The following is a 12,776-nucleotide window of genomic DNA, read 5'->3' on the forward strand; positions in this document are numbered from 1 at the left end:
TCCAGATGGTATTCCAAGCCCTTCAGTGGTAATTTTTGGAATACCAATTGATGTCATGGAATACCTCATGTGCGCCCAAGCCACCCGCCTCTCTGACCGCCAGCTCAAAGCGGTAAAGCCGAAAGACAAAGACTACGTCCTTAGCGATGGAGACGGCTTACAGCTGCGCGTGAGGGTCAATGGCTCTACGCTCTGGAACTTCAACTACAGGCAGCCGATTACTAAAAACCGCATCAATATGGGATTGGGCACCTTTCCTGAGGTAAGTCTGGCTCAAGCACGCAAGAGAACCGTGGAAGCGAGAGAGCTCGTCGCCCAGGGGCTGGACCCTAAAGAGAAACGCGACGCCGAGCGGCACGCGAAAAAAGCAGCCACGGAACACACTTTCGAAAATATCTCGGCAGCGTGGTTCGAACTGAAAAAAGATTCGGTCACCCCGGCTTATGCCGAGGACATCTGGCGCTCACTCACGCTGCATGTCTATCCATCGCTTGGCACAACACCCATCTCGCAGGTCAATGCCCCGAGAGTTATCGAGCTTCTGCGCCCTTTAGAAACCAAAGGCAGCCTGGAAACAGTGAAACGACTGACCCAACGGCTCAACGAGATCATGACCTACGGCGTGAACTCTGGAATGATCTTTGCCAATCCGCTCAGTGGCATCCGAGCGGTTTTCAAAAAGCCGAAAAAACAGAACATGGCCGCCCTTCGTCCTGAAGAGCTGCCGGAACTGATGGTCGCCATTGCCAATGCGAGCATAAAAAGAACAACTCGCTGCCTGATCGAATGGCAACTTCACACCATGACCCGACCTGCCGAAGCCGCTACGACTTCTTGGGCAGACATCGATCTCGACAAGAAAACTTGGACGATTCCAGCGGAGCGTATGAAGAAGCGCCGCGCTCACGTCATACCCCTGACCGAACCCGCGCTTGCTCTGCTAGAGATGATCAAACCCTACAGCGGCCACAGAGAGTACGTGTTCCCAGCCGACAGGGACCCACGGACCCACTGCAACAGCCAGACAGCAAACATGGCACTGAAACGCATGGGCTTTGAAGGTCGATTGGTGAGCCACGGCATGCGCTCCATGGCCAGTACCATCCTAAACGAACAGGGATGGGACCCGGAGCTGATCGAGGTCGCACTTGCGCACGTGGACAAAGACGAGGTACGCAGCGCCTACAACCGAGCGGATTACATTGAGAGAAGACGCCCAATGATGAGCTGGTGGAGCGAACACATTCAGCATGCGGCTACCGGTAGTTTGTCGGTCTCAGCCGTTCAAGGAACAAGGGGGCTGAAATTAGTATCGACGGGCTAATGACCAACTCAGGAGCGGCCTGTGGTCGGCGTAATGGCGCTGGCCATGATCAAATGAAGATTCGGCCAAGAGCGGCCATGATCACATATGCCTCCCCAACATCCGAACTAAGCCCATCCGCCCCCCAGCAGGTGATGGAGTGCCGAACGTGAGAAGCTGGACACGATCCATGCGCAATTGGCGGCCGCTTCTTGAGGTTGATGACTAACTGAACTCCCTATCAAAATAAGAGCCACAGCTAGGACAGATCACATTGGTCACCTGATCGGCGACAGTGTTGTGGTACGTCCAAATCGTGCCGTTCTTGAACAGCGGAGCCGCGCAGTCGTAGCAATGGGTTCTGACACTCCACACCCCGCAGCGTTTGCAGTCAAGAAGCCATCTCGTCGCCCCGCTTTGAGTACTCTTTGCCTCGATCGCTACATGGCGTTCGCCGCACCCAAGACAGAAGCTGCGGGATGTCCATGTTTTGTTGCCATAATCATCGTGTTCTTCCTGCGGCTCAGGAAATGAACTCTGGAATACCATCGCCAGCAGGCGTTTGAGGTGCTGGGTCGAGCGCGCCCCGGAAGACGACACTCCCGTCTGTATCCAGCCCTGACGATGGGATTGCGTCCTGCCGTAATCACAATGCGCCCCCCATTCGAGGGGTGACGCCGCGGGACGTGCGGTAAACTCGCAGGGCTGCAGGATGAAAACCCTTCCGCTTTCCACCGCCTTGTCATAGCCTTTCGCCAGGACCAGCTCGTCAAGCATACGGTTCAGCCCATCTTCCTTCCAGTTGCTCCTGAACTTGGCGTCCATCACTATGCCGCCGCGCCGCCCACTTTCGCGATCGAAACGCCTAGATTGTTCCTTGCCCGTATAGATAACCTCTAGAATAAAATCAGGTCGTCGCCCCGTGGACATTTCTGCCTGACAGTTGAGGGTGACTTTCATTTCCAGGTCGTCGCGCGAAAACTCGAACCTGACGTTGCTTGCGCGCTCGAGCGAGGTCGCAACCAGCTTCTCTTCCCAGCCACGTTCGGGCTCGAACCGGAAGTCATGCATCAGCAGCATGAAGATCTTAAGCAGGCACCATTTTTCATAGATGTCACTGGTATGAAGGATCCCTATGCTGCTGATCTCTTCCAGTTTCGACAGATCTAGGCCGCCGCGATTGAAGAGTTCGCGAACCTTATTAAATGCCGACACACAGGCAGCATAATCCGGGTTGGAGACGAACCGCATTCCCAACGGGAAATTCGAACTGCGTGAAATTCCCAGGCAGTCAAAGCCTGCGTCAGTTTCCGTCAACTTTCGCGCCCACCGCCCTATTTCCTCAACTGACAAAGAAATAACTCTCTTCTTTTCCAGAGATTTTTCCGCGCGTCGCTCGCCTATACCCACCTCGCGATTAAGCTCACGCAGCTCATTACGAGAAAGACGAACAAGCCAGTTGTTTTTTTCCAAGCCTCGTCTCTTTCCAGCCCTTTTCTCAAGCACGTCCGTTTGCGGCAAAACCTCTTGCACCGAGGTGAAGGTGATCTCGCGAAATTGTTGCCCTTTGGACGTATCCCTCACGCGGGAGTCCACGCTCCCTGTGAGCGTAAAGTTTTTGCAGAAGTGATGTGCTCCGAGAATTAGCTCGAACAAATCCTTAGGCAGCACAACCACTCTGTAGTCGACAGGGCTGGCTACATTGCTCGCCATGGCATCCTGTGGCGTGTAATAAAAAGCAAAGTGATCAAAATACCTTTTGCCCAAATGAATCGGAAATCGACCAACTAGATCCGCCTCATGTCCCGACCGGCTCTTGAAGTCCGCAAGCGCATCCAGCTTGCGCTTGATCTCTTCCGTCTGCTGATCGAACACCTCGGGCTCAACAGGACGCATCTCCATTTCACGATCGCGACGGGCGCGCTCACTCTCCTGTGAAGCTAGCCTGTCAAGAAAGCTAGACTGCAGCGAGGCTGCCGAAACATAGGCATCAGCCACTTTGAGGGAAACCGCCAATACATGTCGTAGATAGCGGTTCTCGGCGGTGTCCGCCGACTCATTGAAGACCCGACCCGTGAGCTGGCGGGCTGTTGGATTACGCGCATACTCGCGAAAGGTCACCGTGTTTGGACGCAACTTCGCAAGAGGCTGCTGCGCCTGTCCCTCCCGGATGTTGACAGCTGGAGATGCCAGCACCCTGTGCGACGCAGTATGTAACTCTTTTAGCGCATCAGCGAACTCGGTCCCAGCTCCGGCACCTTTGCCCGTTGCTGTGGCTCCGGCGGAATCGTTCATGATCATCCAGAGAAGATCGCCCCGAAAGTCATCTATATACGCCTGGATGTCGGCGCGACCGAAGGTCGAAAGACGATTTTCAACCCGCAGCGTTAAGTCGCCTATCCGGATGTTGTAGACGCCTGCACTCCGTTGAAGCTCGCTCAGATGACGCTTGCCGGCATGATCCCAACCATCATTTCGCAACCACCAGAATCCACCGCCCCGTGGATCTGCAACCTGCAACATAGGAGTTTCCTGCCCCAGCGCCGTCACGAAAACAGGCATCACTTCTTCAAACCCGGGCCCGACGCGAATACCGAGCCACGGTTGAAAATCGTTGAAGATCACGCTCTCAACAACAAACTCACCATCAGTGCGAGACTCTATCTCCAGCGAAACCGGCGCAACCTCTATTGCCCGGGCGACGCCTTCCGACTGCCAGTCAATCGTCAGATAGCGGGCTTCGATTTCCGGAGGCATTACCGAGTCCAGAAGTTGGCGATGCCGTTATTGCCTTCTGCGCGAGCGATCAACTCATCCAAAGACTCAACAGCAGACTCGGTCACCTGGCTCAGGTCAAGACCAATTAAGGCTTGTGCCAGTGAATCCCTGAGGCCGATCAGCACATCCCGTCGCTTCTGCCCATTGTTCGAAACCTTCTCTAAATCGAGGATGATTTTGGGAAGAATCTTGTGTACCGCGACGTTATTCAAAGCAGCTAAATCTCCAATCTCGGCTTCCTCCCCCCTACGGATGTAGTTGAGCGATTGCCGGATTGCCCGCAGGCCGAACTCAATGCCCAGCGGATCGAGATAGTCCCGCGCCAGACCTACCAACAGCTTAACCTTCGGGTCGGTCTGATCGAAGGTCGGATACTCGGCGCGGAAACCGATATCAGCGGCCAGAATGTTCATCGGTAGATCCAAGTCTAGGTCGAATTTCTCCAGCTCGCCCTCAACCTCATCCCAGTCCATTAACACGGGATTGCGGAACCGCATGACGTGCGCACGGTCAAGAATTTTTGGTGAGAGATAGTGCGTGGTCTCGTCCACGTTGATCGCCCCGATGATCCAGACGTTAGGTGGAAACCGGAATCCGGCGGGAACGTCGATCAGTCCCGAGAGCGAACGCCTGATCTTCGAGTGGTGATTGAGTAAAGTGTCAGCGTCTTGGAAGCCCGCTAGCCTGCGAAGCTCGAGGTTGGCCTGATCATTCATTAGAATATCGCTGAACGAGGCGTCGCCCGGCAGGCCTGCACGCTTCCTGGCCTCTTCCTCAAGCGCTAAGAAAATTTTGTTATCGATTACGGCCTGACGCTCCTCCGCCGATGAGTACAGGTGGATCCAGGGAGCCTCGCCTCGAGTTTCAAGCAAACTCAGGAAGTCGGCAAAGTAGTACTCCACGCGGGCGAGGTTCATTTCGTCGAGACAGATGAAGTGCGGAATTTCTGGCTCGCGCGCGGCATCAAGCAGTGCCAGCAGAAATTGCGTCGGGTGGTAGCGCCGCTCAATTGGGTTGTAGTAACCCAGCAGGTCGTCCGAGCCGGTCCAGTTGGGTTTTACCGGCACAATTGTGCAGCGCCCCCCAACAGCGGAGGCGACAGACTTCACCAAGTTGGTCTTGCCGGATCCCGAATCCCCGGCGAGCACGATCAAGTCGTTGGTGCGTAACAGGGTGATGAAGTCGAGCAATTGCGCGCGGGTGTAGAGGATACCCTTACGCCAAAGAAACGCCTGGATGTACGAAGCCAGTCGTTGGAGGTTTCCGGCAAGCGCCTCTCGAAAGCGATGCCCTTCTCGGGTATCAGGCGCCCCTATAAGGGGAAAAACTTTCTCCAGATCAGCCCTGTCGATGAGATTGAGCGCGACCATGCGCTCACTCCTATCCTGGAGAAAAGCTTCCAGCTCTCGAAACCTAGTTTCCAATGTATTTTTCCTCTGCACGAACTCTGTGTCGAGAGCCGCGATACGATCCATTCGCTGATCGACTTCCAGCCCGATTCGCCCATACTCATCGTCGAGCAATTTCTTATTCTGAGCAGCGACTTCGAGAGCTAATTGTGCAGCGAGCAATTTATCTCCAGCTTCAGAAGTCTCACGTTGCACCCGGTCCTCTATAGCCTCACGCACCTTTGTCACTACTAGCGGCATCGCTTCTGATTGGATGTTTTTGATACTCCACCAACTTTCAGGGATGTGGCTTAGTGGTTCTAGCGTTTCAGGATGAACCATGCAGCCAAACGGGTCGCCGCGTTTTTTTCGTTCATCCAAGGGTGACAGATCCAACTCCGCGGACGCGAAGCTCTCAATTCGCCCAAGTTTCTGGATTCTGCTGAGTTCGGAGGGCGGCACAAATACTGATTGGCGCACGCTGGCGTTTTTTAGTGGTGGGGGCAGCCTGATGCCTGTTTCGGCATGATGCAGATCTACGAGAAACCCGAAGGTTTTCCCTTCGGCCAGCTGTAACCGGCCAATGACTCTTAAGTGTAAGGGATCACGCTGGCCCCATACTTGAGCAAGATAGTACCGTAGGTCCTCCTCCGACCACCCGAGCGATGGTAACTCCTCGGCATAACCTTCCCCGCTCGCAGCGCTGACACCATCCTGTTGCATTGAATCGGTTGTCACATGTTCACCTAAGACCCAAATAAATCTCTGGAAGGCTCCGATTTACCGCTTGACTCCTATTCATCACAGCTGCCTGCCTATTCTTTAACTTTCAGCTTCTTTCAAACCTATATCACCTCTGTGAATGCCCTACCGGAATCAACTGCGGTAGGGGCTTTGGCATGCCTGCTTTTCGCTCGGCAAGCTCATCACTTGAGGATTTTCCTATGTATACCCCTTGCCCAAGTTGCAACTCTGGACGAGTCGTCACGAAAAATTTTGGTAAGCAAACGGGTGGGTTGATTGGGGCCGTAGGCGGTGCGGCCAGTGGCGTCGCGGGGACTCTTTCGGGAGCGCAGACCGGTGCGGCGCTGGGCGTGATCGGTGGACCGATGGGCACCGCTATCGGCAGCATCGCCGGAGCGATTATCGGCAGTTTGTTCGGCGGGGTGGCCGGTGGCATTGCCGGGGCCACGCTCGGTCAGCACGTGGACGACAAGGTGCTGAACAACTACCAGTGTCTGGACTGCGGTTACAGCTTCAGCGTCAACCATTAATCCGTTCTCGCTGACGGCTTCGCTGTTTCTTCATCTATTGATAAGGATCTTTCTCGTGGCTCATCTCATCGAACAAATGGCTTACGTTGGCGCTACCCCTTGGCATGGCCTGGGCAGCCGCCTCACCGAAAAACAAACGCTAGAAGTCTGGCAGCGTGAAGCCGGTATGAACTGGCAGATCCAGGAAAGTCCGGTTCACTTCAAAGCGGGCACAGTTGGCGCGCTCGGGACGATTCATTCCTTCCCAGAACAAAAAGTGCTGTATCGCTCCGACACCAAGGCCGCGTTGTCGGTCGTGTCACAACGTTACCAAGTGGTGCAGCCACGTGAGGTCTTGGAGTTCTATCGCGACCTCACGGAAGTGTCCGGCTATGAGCTGGAAACTGCCGGAGTGCTGAAAGGCGGACGCAAGTTCTGGGCGCTGGCGCGCACCGGGCAATCGGCGGCGCTGAAGGGTAACGACGAGGTCAACGGCTACTTGCTGCTGGCCACGTCCTGCGACGGCACGCTGGCGACCACCGCCACGCCAACCACTGTGCGTGTGGTGTGCAACAACACGCTGGCGATTGCCTTGGACGGCACGACCCGCGCAATTAAGGTGCCGCACAGCACACGTTTCGATCCACAGGTGGTCAAGAAGCAACTCGGTATCGCAGTCTCCCAGTGGGATGCCTTTATGTACCGAATGCGGGCGCTGTCCGAGCGCAAAGTGCAATGGCATGAAGCGCTGGGTTACTTCATGAACGTGCTGTGTGAGACCAGCCCGAACAATCAGCTACCGGCTGTGCTTCCCAATGAGCGGGCGCTGCGCAAGGTCCAAGCGCTGTATGAAGGCCAAGGCCGAGGCTCGACGTTGGCGTCCGCACAAAGCACCGCCTGGGGCCTGCTCAACGCGGTCACTGAGTATGTCGATCACGAACGTCGAGCACGCAGTAACGAGTACCGCATGGATTCGGCTTGGTTCGGCCAAGGTGCGCAGATCAAGCAACGGGCATTGGCGGCGGCTCTGCAACTTGCGGCCTAGCCCTTCTCACTTACTCAACTATTAAAACGCCTGGTCAGCTTCTGCTGGCCGGGCGTTTTTTATGCCGCACAGGAAAACATCATGGGCACTCAACCACTCCCCATTACTAAGACCAAACCCCGTCCGGCCTTGCGCCTGGTGGGCACCAAACAACTGCCTCGCGCCGATTGGTTGGCGGTGCGCAAAGGAGGCATTGGCAGCTCGGATGCCGCCGCTGCCGTTGGCCTGAATCCGTATAAATCCCAATTGGAATTGTGGATGGAGAAAACCGGGCGTGATGAAACCCTGCGTAAGATCGACCCGCATGACGATGAAAGCCCAGCCTACTGGGGCAACATTCTGGAGCCGATTGTGGCAACGCATTACACCCAACGCAGCGGTCATCGGGTACGGCGAATCAATGCCGTGTTGCAACACCCAGACCCGACACTGAGCTGGATGCTGGCCAACATCGACCGCGAAATCATCGGTGCGCCTGAGGTGCAGATCCTCGAATGCAAAACCGCCGGCATCAACGGCGCCCGCCTCTGGAAGGAGGGCGTGCCGGAATATGTGCAGCTACAGGTCATGCACCAGCTCGCCGTCACCGGCAAGCAGGCAGCAGATGTGGCGGTACTGCTGGGCGGGCAACACCTGGAAATCCATCGGATTAAACGGGACGATTCGATGATTGCCCAACTGATCGAGCTGGAGCGGTTGTTTTGGGATTACGTCGTCGGCGACACCCCGCCACCGGCTGACGGTTCGGCATCCGCCGATCAGGCACTACGCTGCCTGTACCCGCAGGACGTCGGACACACCCTGGACTTCAGCCAGGACGTCCGCCTCAGCACCACCTTTGCCGACTTGCAAAAGGTGCGCGACTCGATTGCTCAGCAGGAGACGCAGGAAGCTCAGCTCAAGCAAACGTTGCAACAGGCCATGGGTGATGCCAGTCAAGCTACCTTCGCAACCGGCAGCATCACGTGGAGGAAAGCCAAAGACAGCGTGGCACTGGATATCCCCCGCCTGCTGAAAGAAAAGCCCTACCTACAAGTGCGCTACTCGACCACAAAAACCGGCTGTCGGCGTTTTCTACTGGCCTGAACGCTCGTTCGCGCTTCCCTTATTCCCATGCCCTTTCTCTCCAACGCCACCCTGGCCGTTTACGCGATCTCGGTGGCGTTTTTATTTCAGATACAGGAGAACTCCCATGCTCAAAGGTTTAGCCATCACTCCGCCGATTTTGGGCCGAATATCCATTGGCAAGCTCGTCGAAAAGAACGGAAAGCGTCTACCGGAAAAGGACGATCAATTCACCCTTACCTCCCAAGTACAGAGCCGTGACGGCTGGCTGCTGCACCCCCTCAATGAGGAGCTGCGTAATGGCCAGGACGGCAAACTGCGCAGCATTCCAATCCGGCTGCTGTTCAACGAGCCTGACCTGAACTTTCGGGCTGACTACAGCCTGTTCGACCGTACCACTGGCCGACCTTTATGCGTCGGCAACGGCCTGACCTGCAAGCGTTTGACCGAGGACGGCATTCAGGCATTGCCCTGCCCTTCTCCGGATGGATGCTCACTGGCGCAAGGCGGAGCCTGCAAGCCTTACGGCCGGCTCAACGTGGTGATTGGCGATGACGATCCGCTGGGCAGTTTTGTCTTTCGCACCACAGGCTACAACAGCATCCGCACTCTGGCAGCGCGTCTGCATTACCTGCAAGCCATCTCCGGTGATCGCCTCGCCTGTCTGCCGCTGGAGTTTCGTTTACGCGGTAAATCCACCCGGCAAAGCCATGGCACGCCGATCTTCTACGTGGACATTACGGTACGCAATGGACTGACCCTAGAAGACGCCTTACTGGCAGCCAAGCAATTGGAGGAAACCCGGCAAGCCGCGGGCTTTGACCAGAGCGCCTTGGATCACGCGGCCCGGCAAGGCTTTAACAATGGGGCATTTGAAGACAGCGAGGAGGACACCGGCGCCATCGTCGAAGAGTTCTTCCCCGCCATTGAAGATCAGCCCAGCGATGTAGAGCCAAAAGCCCAACCGACAGCGCCTGCCAAACCCTCACTCGGTCAAAAGTTGGAGTCGCAAGCCACGCGGCACAACGGCAAGCCCAACGTCCAGTAACAGGGTTTCTCAGATCCCTCCGTTTTCTCACGCATTCGTACAGGAAGACCCACATGAAATATCACAAGCTCAGAGCCGGTGAAGATACCGGTACCTATCTTATGGAAGCCCCGGTCACCGAAGCTGACATCCTGCGTATGGCTCAACAACTGGCAATGAGTCGTCTGTCTAAAGGCCGGGCATTGACTGAGCCGAAGCAGGTCTTCAGCCACCTGCAAACACTGCTGCAGTACCATGAGCACGAAGTCTTTGCTCTTCTGCTGCTCGACACCAAGCACCGGATTATCGGATTTCAGGAGCTGTTTCGCGGCACGCTGGACGGGGCCAGCGTTTACCCAAGGGAAGTGGTCAAGATCGCTCTAGAGCACAACGCAGCAGCCGTGATACTGGTGCATAACCATCCTTCTGGAGATCCCGAACCCAGCCAGGCCGATCGCACGCTGACCACCACCCTCAAGAACGCACTCAACATGATTGGCACCCAGACGCTGGATCATATCGTTGTAGGCCACGAAGGCTGCGTATCGTTGGCTGAACGAGGTTACCTATAACGCCTAGGCTCACACCGCCCGATAGACTGCCCTTGGCTGATGCTAGGGCGGTCATCGGCAGGGTACTCCCCTCACTTATTTTTTGTCGTGATCCAGCGGTTGTAGTCAGCTCCTGCTGCAGCCGAAACTATGACTTCCCCACGCCTAAGGGCATCCGCAGTCGGCCTTACTTTTTTTAGTCGTGCTGCGAACACAAATCAGAGTGCCTCTGCCTCTGCCTAATCGTCGTAAACCTACGAACAAGCTGCCGGGCCAATTCGCACAAAGGTCACACTGAATTCTTTGCACTGCCGATGCTGCTGGAGCCGATTCGCAAAGCTGAAGGCATCATTCAGCTCAAAGCGCTGAAAAACATCCAAACCACGACCAAGCACTATCTTCCAACCCGTGTCGGTTGTGATGTCTCGATCATGCTTGGTGCCGCTAGTGTCGTAGGCCCAACTGAACTGGATGCCAACACCCGTACAAGCATCAGCGATCTTCTGCAGGCTTTCGGTCTGACGATCACCATTGGAATCATCCTCAACGGTCACCACATGAACCACCACCTCATCTTCCGGGCCTTGCAGCTTGCTAATGGTCTCCATCAGCTCCATCAAGTTGCGCAACTGGTGGAACATACGAAGATAGGGGTCTGTGATGATGATGCGCTTGGCACCTACCAGATAGGGACTGAACAACTTGTCAAAACTCAGTCCTCGCTGATTTTCGTGGAAGACCAAATGCTGCTCCTTCACCACTGGTTCCATCGGCGCAGGATTGCTTGGGCGTGAAGCTGGCCCTTGCATGGCTGGCGCTGCCTCGATAAGCGCCAAAGGGTCAGTACCGACTTGGGGTAAGTCTGCAGTAGAAACTTCAGTTGCTCCCCTTCGATGGTATTGATTAGGGTACTCATCCTCTTCCAGAGTGCGCACCAACCGCTCCTGAGCATCCCCCCCCTTGTAGGCAAAACGAACTGCCGGATAGGTCGCGTCAATGCGTAGCAACTGATCCTTCACCCGCTTGCGCCCTTCAATTGCAGTGCGCAATACGTCTTCCACTTCGGCGTCTGTCGCCTCGCCATGCGGGTACAGGATCTTCATCAAACCAGAAAAGGTTTTGTTGATGCCATCGCGGTCGCGCGTCGAAATATCGTCGGATAGCGTGAACTGTCCCTTATAGCGATCTGAGTAGTCATGACTGCGAAGCGAGCGCAGGATCTCGGCCAGGTAGTCCACCACGAAGCCGTAACCACTGGAGAACATCTCGCCACGGATGACATCCACTTCCCAACCGGGGATGTAGCTGTGAATGCGGTCGAGAAAGGCTGAATCGTGGAACTTTTCCGGCAGCGGGTCGAACAGGTCCGTGTGCTTAAGCATGTAGGGCACGGTGTGATCGGTATTACCCACAAACACCATGCTGGCCTCAGCTCCGAGGGTTTCCACACCCCGCGAGAACGACTTGTTGGCCATGTAGTTCTTCATGATGTCCACCAGCGCCTTATCCACTCGCTTTTGCTTACCGGCGAACTCATCGAAAGCCACTACATCCCAGTAACCCACCAGACCGAGCTTACCTGTGCCGTTATGGACGAACAGCTTGGGAACTGTAACTTCGCCACCGGAGATAAGAATGCCGTGGGGTGAAAACTCGGAATAAACGTGTGACTTGCCAGTGCCCTTCGGCCCCAGTTCTATCAAGTTGTAGTTGCGCTCGCAGAACGGAATAAGGCGGATAAGCTGAGCAAGCTTATTGCGCTTGCCAAACATCTGCGGATTGAACCCTACGCTCTGGATCAGCAGGTCAATCCACTCATCAGTGGTGAACTGCTTACGTGCCTCCAGATAGCCGTCGAAATCAAAGCGGGAAATCTGAATTGGCTTTAGCGAGGCCAGAATCCAAGGTGAGGAAGACTTGTCCTCGGTGTATTCATACTCTACATCTGCAATGCACCAAACACCACCTACCAGCAGCTTCTGGTGGGCCTTGACGGTGTTGGAGTCGATCAGCACCTTCTTGATGCCCAGGTTGGCGAACTCAGCCTCGTACACGTCATCCTTGTCGTTTAATGAGACGCTAATACGGTCAATAACCTTGTGCCGCCCCTTCTCCTTGATGGTCGAGCGCACCAACCCTGCTTCGTTGCGGTGGACATAGTGCTTACGCAGGATCTCCTTGACGGTCTCGATCCCGGTCTGGATAGTCGCTTCGTCATTGGTCGCGCAGTACTGGCCCAGCAAGTACTCCAGCACATACGACGGCACAATGGCGTTGCCCTTCACCGCTTTGACCAGGTCTTTGCGCACCACTAGTCCGGCAAAGTGCTGGTTGATTTTGTCGTCGAGCTGACTCATTGGAGCTCC

9 protein-coding genes are annotated in these 12,776 nt (G+C 55.5%); 6 read left to right on the top strand and 3 right to left on the bottom strand.

Annotation, left to right across the window (positions count from 1 at the left end):
* Nucleotides 1–67: 67 nt before the first annotated feature.
* Nucleotides 68–1,324: an integrase domain-containing protein gene (locus B7L09_RS13220; RefSeq protein ID WP_094469202.1), complete on the top strand. Its 1,257-nt coding sequence runs from the start codon at nucleotides 68–70 to the stop codon at nucleotides 1,322–1,324.
* 204 nt (nucleotides 1,325–1,528) lie between these two features.
* On the opposite strand, the gene B7L09_RS13225 is transcribed toward B7L09_RS13220, so the two are convergent.
* Together B7L09_RS13225 and B7L09_RS13230 are read right to left on the bottom strand one after the other, a co-directional pair.
* The gene (locus tag B7L09_RS13225; protein WP_010463563.1) at nucleotides 1,529–4,060 is read right to left on the bottom strand and encodes a nuclease domain-containing protein; all 2,532 of its coding nucleotides are present in this window, start codon (nucleotides 4,058–4,060) and stop codon (nucleotides 1,529–1,531) included.
* Nucleotides 4,060–6,207 carry an McrB family protein gene (locus tag B7L09_RS13230; protein ID WP_238547529.1) on the bottom strand — a complete coding sequence of 716 codons (2,148 nt, stop codon included), beginning with the start codon at nucleotides 6,205–6,207 and terminating at the stop codon, nucleotides 4,060–4,062. The genes B7L09_RS13225 and B7L09_RS13230 overlap by 1 nt, the downstream gene beginning before the upstream one ends.
* A gap of 206 nt (nucleotides 6,208–6,413) precedes the next feature.
* Here B7L09_RS13230 and B7L09_RS13235 point away from each other — a divergent pair, with 206 nt between their 5' ends.
* The 5 genes from B7L09_RS13235 (at nucleotide 6,414) to radC (ending at nucleotide 10,431) form a co-directional block, all read left to right on the top strand.
* Nucleotides 6,414–6,743: a hypothetical protein gene (locus tag B7L09_RS13235; protein WP_094469203.1), complete on the top strand. Its 330-nt coding sequence runs from the start codon at nucleotides 6,414–6,416 to the stop codon at nucleotides 6,741–6,743.
* 55 nt (nucleotides 6,744–6,798) lie between these two features.
* Nucleotides 6,799–7,767 carry a DUF932 domain-containing protein gene (locus B7L09_RS13240; RefSeq protein WP_094469204.1) on the top strand — a complete coding sequence of 323 codons (969 nt, stop codon included), beginning with the start codon at nucleotides 6,799–6,801 and terminating at the stop codon, nucleotides 7,765–7,767.
* Between the two features lie 81 nt (nucleotides 7,768–7,848).
* Entirely contained in the window at nucleotides 7,849–8,853 is a 1,005-nt protein-coding gene (locus B7L09_RS13245; protein WP_094469205.1) for a YqaJ viral recombinase family nuclease, read from the top strand.
* 106 nt (nucleotides 8,854–8,959) lie between these two features.
* Complete coding sequence (locus B7L09_RS13250) at nucleotides 8,960–9,880, top strand: recombination directionality factor (RefSeq protein WP_010463574.1); 921 nt, start codon at nucleotides 8,960–8,962, stop codon at nucleotides 9,878–9,880.
* 53 nt (nucleotides 9,881–9,933) lie between these two features.
* Nucleotides 9,934–10,431 carry a RadC family protein gene (radC, locus tag B7L09_RS13255; RefSeq protein WP_010463576.1) on the top strand — a complete coding sequence of 166 codons (498 nt, stop codon included), beginning with the start codon at nucleotides 9,934–9,936 and terminating at the stop codon, nucleotides 10,429–10,431.
* Nucleotides 10,432–10,664: 233 nt separating this feature from the next.
* Here radC and brxL read toward each other — a convergent pair whose 3' ends face one another.
* Nucleotides 10,665–12,767, bottom strand: coding sequence for a BREX system Lon protease-like protein BrxL (gene brxL, locus B7L09_RS13260; protein WP_010463578.1), 2,103 nt, complete (start codon nucleotides 12,765–12,767; stop codon nucleotides 10,665–10,667).
* Nucleotides 12,768–12,776 lie beyond the last annotated feature (9 nt).

This window comes from Pseudomonas mandelii, from assembly GCF_002251635.1.
Lineage (GTDB): Bacteria > Pseudomonadota > Gammaproteobacteria > Pseudomonadales > Pseudomonadaceae > Aquipseudomonas > Aquipseudomonas mandelii_B.

Excerpts from the sequence above, each read along its gene's own strand:
- B7L09_RS13220 (WP_094469202.1), top strand. The coding sequence starts at position 68 with ATGTGCGCCCAAGCCACCCGCCTCTCTGACCGCCAGCTCAAAGCGGTA.
- B7L09_RS13225 (WP_010463563.1), bottom strand. The coding sequence starts at position 4,060 with ATGCCTCCGGAAATCGAAGCCCGCTATCTGACGATTGACTGGCAGTCG.
- B7L09_RS13235 (WP_094469203.1), top strand. The coding sequence starts at position 6,414 with ATGTATACCCCTTGCCCAAGTTGCAACTCTGGACGAGTCGTCACGAAA.
- B7L09_RS13245 (WP_094469205.1), top strand. The coding sequence starts at position 7,849 with ATGGGCACTCAACCACTCCCCATTACTAAGACCAAACCCCGTCCGGCC.
- B7L09_RS13250 (WP_010463574.1), top strand. The coding sequence starts at position 8,960 with ATGCTCAAAGGTTTAGCCATCACTCCGCCGATTTTGGGCCGAATATCC.
- radC (WP_010463576.1), top strand. The coding sequence starts at position 9,934 with ATGAAATATCACAAGCTCAGAGCCGGTGAAGATACCGGTACCTATCTT.
- brxL (WP_010463578.1), bottom strand. The coding sequence starts at position 12,767 with ATGAGTCAGCTCGACGACAAAATCAACCAGCACTTTGCCGGACTAGTG.